Annotated in this window: 13 protein-coding genes, 1 tRNA gene and 1 pseudogene; 8 read left to right on the forward strand and 7 right to left on the reverse strand. The window is 59.4% G+C overall.

Annotated features, from left to right (window positions below):
• Nucleotides 1-11: 11 nt before the first annotated feature.
• From QKE52_RS11705 to QKE52_RS11715, 3 genes are all read right to left on the reverse strand, one after another.
• Nucleotides 12-563: a septum formation initiator family protein gene (locus QKE52_RS11705; RefSeq protein ID WP_254868066.1), complete on the reverse strand. Its 552-nt coding sequence runs from the start codon at nt 561-563 to the stop codon at nt 12-14.
• 182 nt (nt 564-745) lie between these two features.
• Nucleotides 746-2,023, reverse strand: a complete 1,278-nt coding sequence (gene eno, locus QKE52_RS11710; protein WP_049155525.1) for a phosphopyruvate hydratase — start codon at nt 2,021-2,023, stop codon at nt 746-748.
• A 143-nt stretch (nt 2,024-2,166) separates the two neighbouring features.
• Complete coding sequence (locus QKE52_RS11715) at nt 2,167-2,958, reverse strand: lytic murein transglycosylase (RefSeq protein WP_049155526.1); 792 nt, start codon at nt 2,956-2,958, stop codon at nt 2,167-2,169.
• 223 nt (nt 2,959-3,181) lie between these two features.
• Between QKE52_RS11715 and QKE52_RS11720 the strand changes: the two genes are divergently transcribed.
• Nucleotides 3,182-3,604 carry a hypothetical protein gene (locus QKE52_RS11720; RefSeq protein ID WP_070546161.1) on the forward strand — a complete coding sequence of 141 codons (423 nt, stop codon included), beginning with the start codon at nt 3,182-3,184 and terminating at the stop codon, nt 3,602-3,604.
• Here QKE52_RS11720 and QKE52_RS11725 read toward each other — a convergent pair.
• Nucleotides 3,601-4,215, reverse strand: a complete 615-nt coding sequence (locus tag QKE52_RS11725) for a MazG nucleotide pyrophosphohydrolase domain-containing protein (RefSeq protein ID WP_046648321.1) — start codon at nt 4,213-4,215, stop codon at nt 3,601-3,603. The genes QKE52_RS11720 and QKE52_RS11725 overlap by 4 nt on opposite strands.
• An 81-nt stretch (nt 4,216-4,296) precedes the next feature.
• On the opposite strand from QKE52_RS11725, the gene QKE52_RS11730 reads away from it, so the two are divergent.
• Entirely contained in the window at nt 4,297-5,784 is a 1,488-nt protein-coding gene (locus QKE52_RS11730) for an amino acid permease (RefSeq protein ID WP_049155530.1), read from the forward strand.
• Here QKE52_RS11730 and QKE52_RS11735 read toward each other — a convergent pair.
• Genes QKE52_RS11735 through QKE52_RS11745 form a run of 3 tightly spaced genes read right to left on the reverse strand, consistent with a single transcriptional unit; the run spans nt 5,781 to nt 10,522 of the window.
• Nucleotides 5,781-6,263: a hypothetical protein gene (locus QKE52_RS11735; RefSeq protein WP_046648319.1), complete on the reverse strand. Its 483-nt coding sequence runs from the start codon at nt 6,261-6,263 to the stop codon at nt 5,781-5,783. The two genes, QKE52_RS11730 and QKE52_RS11735, sit on opposite strands and share 4 nt — an antisense overlap.
• On the reverse strand, nt 6,263-9,901 hold the full coding sequence (gene mfd / locus QKE52_RS11740; protein ID WP_347948862.1) for a transcription-repair coupling factor: 3,639 nt from the start codon (nt 9,899-9,901) through the stop codon (nt 6,263-6,265). Before mfd ends, QKE52_RS11735 begins: the two co-directional genes overlap by 1 nt.
• Nucleotides 9,902-9,913: 12 nt before the next feature.
• Nucleotides 9,914-10,522: a TetR/AcrR family transcriptional regulator gene (locus QKE52_RS11745; RefSeq protein ID WP_293775245.1), complete on the reverse strand. Its 609-nt coding sequence runs from the start codon at nt 10,520-10,522 to the stop codon at nt 9,914-9,916.
• Nucleotides 10,523-10,665: 143 nt separating this feature from the next.
• On the opposite strand from QKE52_RS11745, the gene QKE52_RS11750 reads away from it, so the two are divergent.
• The 6 genes and pseudogenes from QKE52_RS11750 to QKE52_RS11775 all read left to right on the forward strand — a co-directional run.
• A tRNA-Gln gene (locus tag QKE52_RS11750) sits at nt 10,666-10,740 on the forward strand.
• 342 nt (nt 10,741-11,082) lie between these two features.
• Complete coding sequence (gene rhuM, locus QKE52_RS11755; protein WP_293775243.1) at nt 11,083-12,078, forward strand: RhuM family protein; 996 nt, start codon at nt 11,083-11,085, stop codon at nt 12,076-12,078.
• Nucleotides 12,079-12,242: 164 nt separating this feature from the next.
• Nucleotides 12,243-12,707, forward strand: a pseudogene (locus QKE52_RS11760) (transposase family protein); the annotation flags it as partial.
• A 156-nt stretch (nt 12,708-12,863) separates the two neighbouring features.
• A complete protein-coding gene (gene istA, locus QKE52_RS11765; RefSeq protein ID WP_347948859.1) occupies nt 12,864-14,471 on the forward strand; it encodes an IS21 family transposase in 1,608 nt (535 codons plus the stop codon).
• Nucleotides 14,472-14,493: 22 nt separating this feature from the next.
• Nucleotides 14,494-15,207, forward strand: coding sequence for an ATP-binding protein (locus QKE52_RS11770; RefSeq protein WP_347948860.1), 714 nt, complete (start codon nt 14,494-14,496; stop codon nt 15,205-15,207).
• 66 nt (nt 15,208-15,273) lie between these two features.
• Nucleotides 15,274-15,504 (forward strand): transposase (locus tag QKE52_RS11775; protein WP_347948861.1); only part of this gene is annotated, 231 nt, incomplete at its 3' end.

Consider the following 15,504-nt stretch of genomic DNA (forward strand, 5'->3'; position numbering starts at 1 on the left):
GCGGGTGCGTCCTATTCAGCAGGAGCTTCGACTAAGTCTTCCGGCGGGTTCTCCGCTTCCGGTGGGGTTTCAGTGTCCGGTGGGGTCTCAGCATCCTGTGACACCGAATCCCACAGCACCGTGTACCACGCGCGCTCGTCGACGTCCTCGCGGCGTTCCGAGGTCACCGTATCGCCTGAGTCCATCCGCGGATCCATGATGCGGAACGCGGTTTCTCCTTCATCCATCACACCGAAGCGGCGGCGCGCTTCTTGTTTGACGTATTCCTCCGAACGGTATTTATCAATCTCGGTGAGGAGGTTTTCCTTCTGCTCCTGCTTGGCGGCGATGGAGCTTTCCAGGCGCGCTATCTCCGACTGGCCGTGGTAGTAATTGCGCAGCGGAACGGCAATGGATAAGAGGACTACGAGCACGACGGCGATAATGACGCCCACACCCAGAATGTCGAGCCCCTTAGGCTGGGCCGGGCTCTTCTTCGGCTTGGTGCGCTGCGCGTCGCGGGCACGCGTGTGGACCGGAACGGTGTTCCGGCGCTTCGTGCGGGAAGAAGTAGTGCGTGCCATCGGGAAGTCATTGTATCCCGCTACAGCCCAGGTGGTGCGCGGCGCGCGTCGTGTCTCAGAAATAACATGCGTCACAGCGCTATGGAGGCCACCCCGACGAAAAAAGGTGCCACAGTTTCCTGTGACACCTTTCGCTTAGACGCTATCTCAGCGAGTGGCCGGTTCCCGGCTACTCCTAGAAACTAGCCCTGGAAGCGCGGGAATGCGGAGCGGCCGGCGTAGACGGCTGCGTCGCTGAGCTCCTGCTCGATGCGCAGCAGCTGGTTGTACTTGGCCACGCGCTCAGAACGTGCCGGGGCACCGGTCTTGATCTGGCCGCAGTTGAGGGCAACCGCGAGGTCAGCAATGGTGGTGTCCTCGGTCTCGCCGGAACGGTGGGACATCATGGTGCGGTAGCCGTTGCGGTGAGCCAGCTCGACGGCGTCGAAGGTCTCGGTCAGGGTGCCGATCTGGTTAACCTTCACCAGCAGTGCGTTGGCTGCCTTTTTCTCGATGCCCTCCTGGAGGCGGGCCGGGTTGGTGACGAAGAAGTCATCGCCCACGATCTGGACCTTGTCACCGATGGCTGCGGTGAGCTTGGTGTAGCCCTCCCAGTCATCTTCCTGCAGCGGGTCCTCGATGGACACAATCGGGTAGTTGGCAACGAGATCCTCGTAGACCTTGGCCATCTCCTCAGCGGTGTGCTCGCCGCCCTCGAAGTGGTACTTGCCATCCTTAAAGAACTCGGAGGAAGCAACGTCGAGTGCCAGGGCGATGTCCTCGCCCGGCTTCAGACCGGCCTTCTTGATTGCGTCAACGATGAGGTCGAGTGCAGCCTTGGTGGACTCGACGGACGGGGCGAAGCCGCCCTCGTCGCCCAGACCGGTGGACAGTCCCTTGTCCTTGATGACGTTCTTGAGGGCGTGGTAGACCTCGGTACCCTGGCGCAGCGCCTCGGAGAAGGACTCTGCGCCGATCGGAGCAATCATGAACTCCTGGACATCCACGCCGGAATCAGCGTGGGAGCCACCGTTGAGAATGTTCATCATCGGAACGGGCAGGACGTGAGCGTTCGGGCCACCGACGTAGCGGTAGAGCGGCAGGCCAGCAGACTCGGCAGCAGCCTTGGCAGCGGCAATGGAGACGCCCAGGATGGCGTTGGCGCCGAGGCGGGACTTGTTATCAGTACCGTCCAGCTTGATGAGGGCCTGGTCGATCAGGCGCTGGTCATCGGCCTCAAAGCCGGCAAGTTCATCAGCGATTTCTTCGTTGACGTTCTCAACTGCCTTGAGAACACCCTTGCCCAAGTAGCGGTCACCACCGTCACGCAACTCGTGAGCCTCGTGAACACCGGTGGAAGCGCCAGACGGAACGCCGGCCACACCGCGTGCTCCATCGTCGAGGAATACTTCAGCCTCAACGGTGGGGTTACCGCGGGAATCAAGAATTTCGCGTGCCATTACGTGGATGATGTCAGCCATGCTGCTTTCACTCCTATAGAGCCAAATTGATCTTGGGTTCGTGTTCTGGGAGGGGCTCCCAAACCACCTGCAGCCAATTGTTCCAGAAAACTTCGGAACGTGTCGGGCGGAAACGGACAACGTGATAAAGATCTAGAAAGGCGCTAGGACGTCGCAGGCTGTTCGATGGCATAGGAATTCGCCGCAGCGGCCACTTTACGCAGGTAATCCTCGGATTGGTTGTAATTGAGGATGGCTGAGCGCCAGCCTTCCGGCGTCGAAAGGTCTCTATCGCCGAAACACAACAAGGCGGCAGCGCCCAGCGCGGCATCATCGATTTGATTTGGATCGGCTACGCCATCACCGTTGGCGTCGCGACCAAAATGCTCCCACGAAGACGGGATGAATTGCATGGGGCCTACCGCCCGATCAAACTCAGTATCGCCATCAAACACGCCGCCATCGCTGTCCGGAACGTGGGTGGTGTTGTTCGTACCGTCGAGAGGGATACCCACGATGGGCGGCTCGGGGTGACCGTTCTCATCGAGTGAAGAACGGTGGAATATATTGCCGTTATAGGTCCCGTGACGGGTTTCCACCCAGCCAATCCCGGCGAGGGTATTCCAGCGCAGATTGCAGTTCGGCCACGACTGCCGCGCGATCAATTCGGCGTTTCCATAGGCCCGCAAAGCTTGGGCGGGGATGCTGGTGGCGTCGGCCAGCTGATCAGACCACCACGTCAATTTGTCCGCGGTGCGCCCTGGCGCTTCGACGTCAATATTGGGCACCTCTGCCCCACCGACGGGTGGAAGATCCTCCGGAACGGGGGACAGCTGCCGGAACGGGGAAGGCTTATCAAGGAAGGAAAGACTCCACGCCACCAGGGAAATGATCAGAATGATGGCCAAGACAATGCCGAGGCCACAGCCCCCAATCCTCCGTAGCCCCTGTGTCATAAAGGTGAATACTACAGACGGTTTCACGTGTGGGTTAGACCGACACAGAGGGCGCCGCTTGGCGACGAAAGGAACCTAGCTAAGCAAAAATATTTCGAGTAATTATGTCAAAGTATTCCCATGCGTAACATTGTGCGCTACACTCCACCGATGAACGGTCCGCCGCGCCTACGCCGGTCCTGCACGTTCTTTCAACGCCCTTTCTTCAATCTCAAGGAGTTCCATGTTCATCCGCCGTATCGCTGCCACCGCTGCCGCTGTTGTCACCCTGGGTGCTGTCGTGCCCGCCACCGCGTCCGCCGCATCCCTCGAGGAGTTGGGCGGCTTCCTTTCCCAAGGCATCCAGAATGCTGACTGCAACACCCTCCGCAGCACCCTGACGCTGATGGATCAGGCGACCGAGGGCGAGCTGCTCGGCCCGGACACCACCCGCAACCAGCTGTCGAAGAACCTCATGGCTCTGGGCAACTCCGAGGATCTCGGCGCGCTGGCCCTCGCCGCTGTGAAGTACTCCGGCCAGACCGCTGACCGCGCCCTCGAGTGCAAGATCGTTAAGGAAGACACCATCGTCACCGGCGGCACTGGCCTGTCCTCCACGCTCACCGACTACGCTCCTCTGCTGTCCTCCATCATCCAGAAGGGCTAGTCCTTTTCTCGGGCCTTACCTTCGGCCCACAGGCGCTCCTGCTCCTCTACCTCCACGACGTCCTCCGTGCCGTCAAAAAGGTAGGGCGCGCGGGAGCGCATTTTGTTGACGAAGGACATGGCGACGTCATCGAGGCTAAAAGCTCCGCGGCGCGCCGCTATCTCGGCATGGAAAAGGACTTGTAAGAAAACATCACCGAGTTCCTTGAGCAGCTCGGCCTCAGAGGCGCGCTCCCGCACCGCCTCGGCGAACTCCGCGGACTCTTCCTCCAGATACGGCAGCAAGCTCTCATGGGTTTGATCGCGCTCCCACTCCCCGATGCGCCGGGCCCGCGTCATCACCTCGCGCGCCTGCCACATCGGTTCCTCCAGGGAGGGGGCAAGGATGAGCTCCGCGTGGGCGTCGATAAGCGCGCGCACCTGCGGGTGGGACGGATCTGTGCTCACCACAACACCGTGGCCTGCCGGATCCTCACCGCACAGGAGCTGGTCGAAATTCCACCGCACCTTCACCGGTACTTCATCGGTAAAAACAACAGGTCCCTGCAGTTTTCCAACGGCCTCCAGAGGGATTAGGGTGGGCCAGCGCGGATCTAACAACAGGACAGTCATAAGCAACGAGTATAGGTCCCGGGCTCCATGAGCTTTCGCTGCAGTTGCACAAAAGCCCGCCTTAAGGGGTATTTTTAACCAATGACCACTTCCAATCTCACCGAATCGCCGCGCACGCACTCCGTGACGCTGTGGACGCTTGTCGCGCTCATCATCGGTTCCACGGTGGGCGCGGGTATCTTCTCTCTCCCGCAAAACATCGCCTCCGTCGCCGGCCCGGGCGCCATGCTCATCGGCTGGCTCATCGCCGGCGTGGGCATGCTCTCCGTCGCCTTCGTCTTCCAAATCCTGGCGCACCGCAAGCCGCACCTCGACTCCGGTGTGTACTCCTATGTCCGCGCCGGCTTAGGTGATTTCATCGGCTTCACCTCCGGTTGGGGCTACTGGCTGGGCTCCGTGATGGCCCAGGTCGGCTACGCCACATTGTTCTTCAACACCATCGGCCACTACGTCCCCCTCTTTGACGCCGACCACCGCTGGGTTTCCGCCATTGCGGTGTCTTTGCTGTCGTGGGGTATTTTTGCGGTGCTGGCCCGCGGTATTAAGCAGGCGGCCATCATGAACATGGTCACCTCCGTGGCCAAGATCGTGCCCATCCTGGCCTTCATCGTCATCCTCGCTTTCGTGGGATTTAGCTGGGACAAGTTCACCCTGGATATCTGGGGCAAGGCTTCTGATAAGTCCCTCTTTGAGCAGGTGCAGGGAATCATGCTCTTTACCGTGTGGGTCTTCATCGGCGTGGAGGGCGCTTCGGTCTACTCCAAGCAGGCTCGCACGCGTGCCGACGTCGGCCGCGCCACCGTCATCGGCTTCATCAGCGTCTTGGCACTGCTGGTCTCCGTGTCCACGCTGAGCTTCGGCGTCCTTACCCAGGAAGAGCTCGCAGCGCTTCCGGATAACTCGATGGCCTCCGTGCTCACCGCCGCGGTCGGCGAATGGGGCGGCGCGCTCATCTCCCTCGGCCTGTGCCTTTCCGTGCTCGGCGCCTATGTGTCCTGGCAGATGCTGTGCGCGGAGCCGATCGTCATGATGGCTGTCGATGGTCTTCTCCCCCGCAAGATCGGCACCGTGAACATCGCCGGCGCGCCCTGGGTTGCGCAGCTGATTTCTACGCTGACGATTCAGCTCTTCGTCATCGTCTTCTTCCTCAACGAGACGTCCTATAACGCAATGGTGCAGCTGGCCACCATCATGTACCTGCTGCCTTACATCTTCTCCTCGCTGTACCTGGTGCTCTTGGCGGTGCGCGGCAAGGGGCTAACCCACCCGCATGCCGGGGTGCGCTTCGACTTGTCTGGCCCGGAGGTGAGCCGCCGTGAGAACCGCCGCCACCTCTACATCGGCCTCGTCGCCTTCATTTATTCCGTCTGGCTCATTTACGCCGCCGACCCGGTCTACGTGCTGCTTGGCGCGCTGGCTGTGGTCCCGAGCATGATCCCTTACGTGGCCACACGCTTGCACAAGAAGGAGCGCGTGTTTAACACCTTCGAATGGTGCGTTGTGGCGCTGGTGATCGTCGGCGCTGTCGCCGCGGTGTGGGGCTTGGGCACTGGGCGTCTCGTTCTCTAGAACACCTCAGGTGCTGAGCGGTGCGAGAGCACCGCGTACGTGATGCAGCTTGCGAGCCACATCACGTGGCCGATGCCGCTGATAACGAGGAGGATGCCGCCGGTGATTGTGGCCGCTTCCTCGTTGCCAAACCACCACGTCGGTACGGTGGCCGGTCCGATATCTCCAAAATCCGGCAGGTTGGCGTTGCCCAGGATGAAGCCGATGAACACCAGGGCCATGGACACCCACGCCCACTCCAGCTTGCTCTCGTAATCACTGCGGATAAAGAGCGGCAGCAGCCCAAGCAACACCCAGACACCAACCAGGATTACCCCAAACATCATCAACATGAAGGTGAGCCAACCACCGTTCTCGCCGCTGAACTTTATGACCAGCGAGACGGGGATGCTGATCAACGCCGCGAACATCCACACCGCCACCATGACGATCCGTTGATTCGCCCGAGGATAGCCAAGGCGGTTGTTCGCGGCGTCCATTACTTCTCTCCTACGCTAATGACGTTTTTCTTAGTCTTAGCACCACTGACGTCAACGTGCTCGAGTTCAAACATCGACGCTAGGAAATCCGCCACCCATTGCAGCAGCTCAATGTCACGCAGCTTGGGGTCTGTGACATTCCGTCCTGCCTTGGGGAAGCTGAGCTGGATTGCTTTAGCCGCCGCACGGTAGTTGGAGCCCGGGTAGAGGCGCTTGAGGCGTACCTGTTTCGAATCCGCCAGCTCCACCGGGTGGACCTTGATGCGCGTGCCCTGCACCGTGATGTCGCTGACCCCAGCCCGGCGGGCCTGGTGGCGCAGGCGGGCCACGGCGAGAAGGCGCTCCACAGGCTCCGGGACGGGGCCGTAGCGGTCCTGCATTTCCTCCACCACGTGTGCCAGGTCCGCGTTGTCTTTGGAGGCTGCGAGCTTGCGGTAAACCTCTAGGCGCAGGCGCTCGGAGTTGATATAGGACTCCGGGATGTGGGCGTCTACCGGCAGGTCGATGCGGATTTCCTTCGGTCCTTCGTCCGTGACCACGGGGGTCTCCCCACGCGCGAGCGCCTTGAAGGTCTCCACCGCCTCACCGACGAGGCGCACGTAAAGATCGAAGCCCACGCCGGCGATATGGCCGGACTGCTCGGCGCCCAGCACGTTGCCGGCACCGCGCATCTCAAGGTCCTTCATGGCCACGGCCATGCCCGCGCCCAGATCGTTGTTCTGGGCGATGGTGGCCAGACGGTCATAGGAGGTCTCCGTCAGCGTGGCGCCCTTCGGGTAGAGGAAGTAGGCGTAGCCGCGCTCGCGGGAGCGGCCCACGCGCCCGCGCAGCTGGTGGAGCTGGGATAGACCCATGTGGTGGGCGTTTTCCACGATGAGTGTATTCGCATTAGCGATATCCAGACCGGTCTCCACGATGGTGGTACATACCAGCACGTCGAACTCGCGGTCCCAGAAACCTTGGACGGTGCGTTCAAGCACGTCCTCGTTCATCTGGCCGTGCGCGACGACGATGCGCGCCTCCGGCACCAGGTCCCGCAGTTCGCGGGCCTTCTTTTCGATGTCGGCGACTTTGTTGTGGATGAAGAAAACTTGGCCGTCGCGCAGCAGCTCGCGGCGGATGGCCGCGGCCACCTGCTTATCCTCATACGCGCCCACATAAGTCAGGACCGGGTGACGGTCCTCCGGAGGCGTCAAAATCGTAGACATTTCACGGATGCCCGCCATGGACATCTCCAAGGTGCGCGGAATCGGCGTCGCGGACATGGTGAGCACGTCCACGCTGGCCTTGAGCGCCTTGATGTGCTCCTTGTGTTCCACGCCGAAGCGCTGCTCCTCATCCACCACGATGAGGCCCAAGTTCTTCCACTGCACACCGGTCTGCAGCAGGCGGTGCGTGCCGATGACGATGTCTACGGAACCATCCGCCAAACCGGCGAGAATCTCCTTGGATTCCTTGGTCGAGGTAAAGCGCGAGAGCACCTCGATATCCACCGGGAAGCCCTGCATGCGCTCGCGGAAAGTATCGGTGTGCTGCTGGGCCAGCAAAGTGGTGGGCACGAGGACCGCGACCTGCTTACCGTCCTGCACGGCCTTGAAGGCCGCGCGCACCGCCACCTCGGTCTTGCCATAGCCCACATCGCCGACGACCACGCGGTCCATCGGCACCGTGGATTCCATATCCTGCTTGACGGCATCGATGGCCAGCATTTGGTCTTCAGTCTCGACGAAGGGGAAATTATCCTCCATCTCCGCCTGCCACGGCGTATCGGGCCCAAACTGGTGGCCAGGGGCTGCCTGGCGCTTGGCATAAAGCTCCACCAGCTCACCGGCGATCTCGCGCACCGCGGCGCGCGCCTTCTTCTTGGTGTTCTTCCAATCCGAGCCGCCCATCTTGGACAGCGTCGGCGCCTCACCGCCGGTGTATTTGCTCAGCAAATCCAGCGAATCCATGGGCACCCACAGCTGGTCGGCCGGCTGGCCGCGCTTGGACGCCGCATACTCCAACACGATGTACTCGCGGCGGGAGGTTTCATCACCGGATTGGACGGTGCGCTCGGCCATCTTGAGGAACTTGCCGATGCCATGGGTTTCATGCACCACGTAATCCCCCTGCTTCAGGGCGAGGGGATCTACGCGGTTGCGGCGCTTTGCTGGGCGACGCTTCGCACCCGCAATATCACCGACGCGGTTGCCCGTCAGATCAGTTTCCGTAATAACCACGAGCGGTAGCGCTTCAGCATCCTTCAGCTTGCGCACCTTGGGGAAAACCAGACCCGCATGGGACAAGGCCTGGTAGAGGGTGACCTCACCGGGGCTCGGCTCCCACCCAGGCGTCGCCACCTTGGTAGGGATGCCCTTTTCCGCGAAGCGCTCCACCATGCGCTTAATCGCACCCTGGGCAGGAGCAATAAACGCAGCCCGCCCACCAGCGGTGGTGTGCGCTAGAAGCTGCGCCATCATGGCATCAATCTCTGAGATATCACCGCGCGGAGTAGGGCCGGGCTCAAAGTCCAGCGGCAGGGTCTCCGATTCGGCGGCGGCGAACATCCCCGGAGGGGCAAAAGTCCACAGCGGGGCCTCGATATTCCGGCACGTCGCCTCAAGCGACTCATAGGAGCGGTAACTCGACGCCGAGGTATCCAAGCCCTCGGCAGCCAGCGGACCATCCGCACCCATCGCGGCGGCCTCCCAGCCAGCAGCCAAGAACTCCGCATCGGTGGATTCCAGGTCCGCAATGCGCGTGCGGATCTTTTCCGGTGCCACGAGCACCACGTGCGTCCCCGCCGCAAGGAGTTCGGGGAGGGTGGCAAAGGGGTCGTCGGCTAGCACGGCAAGCAAAGCCTCCATACCTTCGGCCGGGATGTGCTCGCCTACCTTGGTCAGCAGTTCTGCCAGCGCCGCGTTGCCACCGAACTTCTGCGCCAGTTCGCGGGCGCGTGCGGCAACCTCATTAGTAATCGGCAGCTCGCGGGCGGGATAGATGGCGACCTCGCCGACCTCAATCTCCGGGATGGCGCGCTGATCGGCCACGGAGAACTGGCGGATATCCGTAATCTCATCGCCCCAGAACTCCACGCGCACCGGGTAATCGGAGGTGGTGGGGAAAACATCGAGGATGCCGCCGCGCGTGGCGTACTCGCCGCGCTTGGCCACCATATCCACGTGCTTGTAGGCGCGAAACTCCAGCTCAGACAAAATATGTGAGAGCTCGTGCTCATCTTCTTCCTTGAGGAAGATGGGCTCGCGGCCCTCCACCTCGCTCAGGATGGGCTGGCAATACCCGCGGGCAGAGGTCACCACCACTTTGGCTTTGCCCGTCCCCACTAGGTCGAGCACACGCGCGCGCTTGCCGACGATATCCGGGGCCGGCGACAGCCGCTCATGCGGCAACGTCTCCCACGCCGGGAAGTAGACGACCTTATCCCCCAGCATGGCTGCCAGCTCCGCGGTGAGGTCCTCCGCCTCACGCCCGGAGGCAGTCACCACCAGCACCGGCGCGTGGTGCGCCAGCGTTCCAATGGCCCAGGGGCGGGCCTGGTCGATGCCCGTGATGTGCAGCGACGGTGTGCCCACTTGAGTAGCGAGACCTTTGAGTTTCGGATCTGAGGCGGCTACTTTGAGCAGCCCGCCCAGCATCGGCGTTGCCACCTACTTGGCTCCCTTCAACTTCGGTGCTGCTTCCATGCCGGAAAGACCATTCCAGCACAAATTGACGATGTGCGCTGCGACTGTCTCACGCGAAGGCTCGCGTTCATCTAGCCACCACTGGGCCGTGGTGGCCACCATGCCGACGAGCGCTTGGCCGTAGAGCACCGACAGCTCGGGGTCGAGCCCGCGGTGTTCGAAGGCCTCACCGAGGATATGCGCAATCTGATTTACCGCTGTATTCAACAGTGTGGAGAAACTACGCTCATCCCCCGGCTTGGAATCGCGCACGAGGATTAAGAAACCGTCGGTCTCCTCCTCCACGTAGGTCAGCAGGGCGACGACTCCCTGCTCGATGCGCTCGCGCCAGGAACCTGTCTGCAGCGATTCCGTCACGACCTTTTCCAAAGCCACGAGCTCGCGGTCGATGACGACGGCGTACAGGCCTTCCTTGCCGCCGAAGTGCTCATAGACCACCGGCTTGGACACGCCGGCGCGCGCGGCGATGTCTTCCACGCTGGCACCATCGAAGCCGCGTTCCGCGAAGGCCGCACGCCCAATGGAGATCAACTGCTCTCGGCGCTCACGCCCGGTCATCCTTTGTCGAACCATGCCTTCTACTGTATCTCCCCCACCGGACATCGCCCTCACCAGCCAAGAGCGCCGGCAGCAACGTGAAGGTCGGCCACCTGTTTAGGTCTCGTGTACACCCGTCAGGTAACATGTCCCCCAGCGCTCACTACAGTGTGCGCAGTTTCCCCATGGTGTAATCGGCAACACTACGGTTTTTGGTACCGTCATTCTAGGTTCGAGTCCTGGTGGGGAAGCCAATACGCGCAGCCCGTCTACCTGTTTCCATGCAGGTGGCGGGTTATTGCGCTGGCGATACTTCGGAACATGTGGAAACCGCTCCGGGCACTTACAGACCAACAGGTAATCGCAGATGTAGCGCGCCGCATCAATAATATACTCGCCCACTGAGCAGAAACCTTTAACTACGTGGTCGAACGTGAAGATATCCCGTATCTTGACCCCCATGTCCGGTGCCTCTGTTTCACTGCAGGATGAGGATGACAGTGCTGTCCGCGAGCTTAACCACGAGCCGGACAAATTCGCTGCCGACTCGTCACTGAACAAGCAGGAAGAACGAGAAAATCGAGGAGAGGATACCAGTGACTACCCCCGACCAAGTCGCTATGTACACCACCCAAGATGGTAAAGCACACGTAAGACTCCAACTAAAAGACAACGACGCCTGGCTCACCCAGAAGCAGATGGCCGATCTCTTCGACGTCACCACAGCTTCCGTCTCGCACCATATTCAGTCAATCACACGCTCAGGCGAATTAGGTGCAGAAGCTACTTTCAAACAACTTTTGAAAGTACCAGGTCAAACCAGGTCCGTTAATCACTACAACCTAAACATGATTCTCGCCGTTGGCTACCGCGTACGAAGTCCACGCGGCTCGCAATTTAGAAAATGGGCCACAGAAGTTCTACGGGAATACCTCACCAAAGGCTTTGCCATCGACGCTCAAAAACTCAAAAACGATGGTGCTGACACCCACTTCGACGAATTACTTGAAACCATTCGAGAGATTCGGGTCTCCGAACGCCAATTTTTCCGCAAAATCTGTGACGTCATAGCCGCAACCAGCGCTGACTACCAGGAAAAGAAATCATTTAAAGAAGTCCAACAATTCTTCTCAGGGATTCAAAACAGACTCCACTTCGCCACCCACGGCCGAACCGCAGCAGAGCTAATCTGGGAACGCGCAGACCACACTAAGCCATACGCCGGGCTCACGACGTGGGGCGGAGAATCGCCCCACAAAAGCGACATGGGCATTGCGAAAAACTTCCTTAACGAAGACGAAGCTAGGCGTATGCGCAGGCTCACCACAATGTATTTGGACTATGCAGAAGACCAAGCCGAGATGGGAAAAACCATGCTCTTGAAGGATTGGGTGGAAAAAACGGAAGCCTGGCTCATCTTCAACGAACGCGAAGTCCTCAAAGGATACGGGAAGAGGAAACACGAGCAGGCAGTAAACAAAGCCGAGGAAGAATGGAATGCTTACCAACGCCAACTCGATTCTAAGGTCAACGAAATAGACATGAAAGCTCTAGAAGCCGAAATCAAGACCTTGAAACAGGGTGAGGATTAAATTGATTAATCGGGCACTCCTAAGACGGCTCTTCCGGTTTCGGGGTGCGTAGCGGGGTGAGGTAGAAATCGACGGGATCAGCGGGTCAGCACAACATGTAGGGGTCCCTGGTGTGAAGATGAAAGTTCCTACACAACCATCTAAACCCACCAGGAACCCGTACTGTGAAGCCTACTGGAAACCTCGTTGCCGACACCATCTGCCGTACCGCGGAAATCGGGCTTGCTATCACCGGTGCTGCTGATGCCGGACCGCTGACCATCATTGAGGCTACGCCAGTAGCCGTTAGCGGCGTGTGCCCGGACTGCGGACAGTCAGGAAAGCTGCGCGACCACATCACCCGTCGACTCGTTGATCTTCCCGTTGTTGGATTCCCCACCAGGCTGCACGTAAAAGTTCCTAGGTTCCGGTGCACAGCCGCCTCATGTAAGAGAAAGATCTTCCAAGAATCCTTACCCTGCGCTGATGACGGTGCCAAACTCACTGACCGGGTCACCCGCTGGATCTTGCAACGCCTTGCTATTGACCGGATGAGTGTGTCAGCGACCGCCAAAGCACTCGGTGTGGGCTGGGACCTGGTCAATAAAGTCGCACTAGATGCCTGCCGCCAGCTTGTCTACGGCGACCCTTGTCGATTTGGGGTAGTTGGTACCGCGAGTCTGCGTAGTTGGTACCGGTGTTCCACGTACCCGGTACTGCATTGGGGTTTTCTTTCATAGTTGATGTTGGCGACACCACAATCCGCTGGTGTTGCGTCAACTTCTACTTGGAAGGAGCTGGTCCTTGTGGCCAACTTCAAACAGATCATCGCGATGTGCCTTGATGGTGCTAGCTACGCGCAGATCACACACGCATTGGGATGTTCACGACGAGAAGTATCCCGAGCAAAGAAAGTCATCAACGATGAGGCACTAACTCCAGAGCGTTTCCGTCAGCTCCCACCGGGATGGTTCGACGATCGATTCAGTGATGGCCGGAGTAAGCGGACGATGTCCTACGACCAGCCTGATTTTCATGCTCTTGCACGCAAGCTGAAAAGTACGAAGCATGTGACCAGGCATAAGCTGTGGATGGACTACGTGTCGCAGCCTTGTCCGACGGATAAGACAAAGTACCAGTACTCCCAGTTCTGCAGTGGGCTCAATGAATTTCTGCGTGCCAACGATCTCGTCGAAGTTATCACCCATGAGCCGGGGCAAGAGCTTTACGTCGACTGGGCTGGCGACAAAGTGCCAGTGGTGGATCAGGCCAGTGGTGATACCGCATTCAAGGCGTCATTGTTTGTCGCGGTCAGCCCGTACTCAGGGTTGATGTACGTTACTGCTGCTGCGAATGAGAAGATGCCGGCGTGGATTGAGTGCCATGTTAAGGCGTTGAATTATCTTGGCAAATTACCGGCGGTCATCGTGCCGGATAATGCCTCTACGGCGACCTACCGGCCGAAGAAGACCTCTACATACCGGATGGTCACTGACCGCTACGCAGCGTTTGCCGACTATTACGGGGTCACGATTGTGCCGACTAGGCCCGGCAGGCCACGCGACAAAGCGGCAGTAGAACGTGCTGTGAAAATCGCCTACACCAAAATACTCGGGTACTTCAGCGACGAGGTCTTCTACAATCTCGATGAGCTCAATGAGGCAATCGCTTGCCGTCTTGTCGATATCAACAGCGCAATGACGCGGCCTGATGGCTCAACACGGCAGATGCGCTTTGATCAAGAAGAAGCACCAATGATGCGGGATCTTCCGCCGACGCCGTTTACGGAAGTGTCTTATAAGCGGCTCAAAGTCGATCGCAACTGGCACATCACCTGTGACTACCAGTACTACTCTGTGCCATTTCAGTTGGTGGGAGAATCGGTAACAGTCAGGCTCACCCCGCAACTGGTGAGCATCTTCGACGAAGAGCAGCTTGTTGCTGAACACACGCGCCTTCACGGATTCAAATACCGGTATTCCACCAACCCTCAGCATGGGCCACGTGGCGATGACGAAGGCCACAAGGCGCTTACCCGTGATGAGCTTTTGGCCTGGGCCTCGTCGTTTGGGGCAGCAACGCACACAGTCATAGCGATGATCCTCGACCGCAATAGTGCCGCCGTACCCCGCGGACTCATCCAGGCACGCAACGTGCTGGCCAACCTGGGCAAAAAGCACAACAAAGCCACCCTGGAACCTGCCTGCCAGCAGGTCGTAGACAAGAAGCTGGCCCCAACAATGGCAGTACTCAAACGCATCCAGACTGACATTGCCCACGCCCAACAACATCCCGGGACACCAGGGCCCAAAACACAGCCCGTGGCCAAGCGCCAACCACGCCCAAGCACCCCGCTTACCGGCGACGTGGCCGATGCCGTCTTTATCCGGCCTGCTGACCACTACGAAAACTAGAAGGAATAAGGAGTGCGAAACCATGAGCAGCATCGACGACGAAATTGTGCGGGCGAAAATGCGCAAGCTTCGCGTATCAACCTTCGCTGACATCTTCTACGAGGTTGTCAACGACGAGGCCTATGCGGATGCGCTACCAGAAGACATCTTCCTCGCCGCAGTCGAAGAAGCCTACACACAACGCCAACAACGCAACATTGCCAAGGCCATCACCCAGGCTAAATTCCGATACCCGGATGCAAGCCTGGCTGAAATCACCCGGGCAGAACAACGCGGTATCAACATGCGCCAGCTGAAACGAATCGCAGCAACTAACTGGCGGGAAAGCCCGACCAATATTCACATCCTCGCACCGACGGGAACAGGCAAGACATACATTGCCTGCGCCATCGGCATCGCCGCATGCAAGGCTGGATATTCCGTGGCGTACTACCGGCTGGATCAACTTGTAGACATGCTGGCGGTCTTCTCACCGACTGACCAAAACTACCTCGATAAGATGCGGAAACTGATCAACGTCGATGTCCTTATCATCGACGACTTTATGACCATCAGCATCAACCAGCGCGGGCAAGAAGACCTAACCAAGATCATATTCGACCGCGACGGAAGGCTCCCAACACTGATCTCCTCCCAATCAGCTGCCGCCTACTGGGTTGAAACACTGCCAGACAGAGTCGGAGCCGATTCACTTGTAAGCCGCCTCAACAACGGTCACCGAATCCATATCGGATGAGGTTACCCTCGTTTAGTGGACACCCTATTTGTACGGATCTTGTGTCCGTGGGAGAGGATGTTCATTGTGAGTCAACAGCGCAAGAAGTACACGCCGGAGTACCGGCGTGAAGCCGCAAACCTGGTAATCGAGTCAGAGCGCCCGATTGCCCATGTGGCTAAGGAGATTGGTGTTTCCGCCGGGCTTTTAGGCCGGTGGGTCAAACTCGAGCGTGAGCGTCGAGGAGCCTCAGATGGGATGAGCGAGGCTGACCTCCGAGCTGAGAATGCTCGCCTGCGCCGAGAGCTGGCTGAAGCA

This window comes from Corynebacterium sp. c25Ua_47 (assembly GCF_039907205.1).
Taxonomy (GTDB): domain Bacteria; phylum Actinomycetota; class Actinomycetes; order Mycobacteriales; family Mycobacteriaceae; genus Corynebacterium; species Corynebacterium hiratae.

What these genes read in the sequence shown, in the direction of transcription:
- QKE52_RS11705 (WP_254868066.1), bottom strand. Translation starts at nt 563, where the DNA reads ATGGCACGCACTACTTCTTCCCGCACGAAGCGCCGGAACACCGTTCCG.
- eno (WP_049155525.1), bottom strand. Translation starts at nt 2,023, where the DNA reads ATGGCTGACATCATCCACGTAATGGCACGCGAAATTCTTGATTCCCGC.
- QKE52_RS11715 (WP_049155526.1), bottom strand. Translation starts at nt 2,958, where the DNA reads ATGACACAGGGGCTACGGAGGATTGGGGGCTGTGGCCTCGGCATTGTC.
- QKE52_RS11720 (WP_070546161.1), top strand. Translation starts at nt 3,182, where the DNA reads ATGTTCATCCGCCGTATCGCTGCCACCGCTGCCGCTGTTGTCACCCTG.
- QKE52_RS11725 (WP_046648321.1), bottom strand. Translation starts at nt 4,215, where the DNA reads ATGACTGTCCTGTTGTTAGATCCGCGCTGGCCCACCCTAATCCCTCTG.
- QKE52_RS11730 (WP_049155530.1), top strand. Translation starts at nt 4,297, where the DNA reads ATGACCACTTCCAATCTCACCGAATCGCCGCGCACGCACTCCGTGACG.
- QKE52_RS11735 (WP_046648319.1), bottom strand. Translation starts at nt 6,263, where the DNA reads ATGGACGCCGCGAACAACCGCCTTGGCTATCCTCGGGCGAATCAACGG.
- mfd (WP_347948862.1), bottom strand. Translation starts at nt 9,901, where the DNA reads ATGCTGGGCGGGCTGCTCAAAGTAGCCGCCTCAGATCCGAAACTCAAA.
- QKE52_RS11745 (WP_293775245.1), bottom strand. Translation starts at nt 10,522, where the DNA reads ATGGTTCGACAAAGGATGACCGGGCGTGAGCGCCGAGAGCAGTTGATC.
- QKE52_RS11770 (WP_347948860.1), top strand. Translation starts at nt 14,494, where the DNA reads ATGAGCAGCATCGACGACGAAATTGTGCGGGCGAAAATGCGCAAGCTT.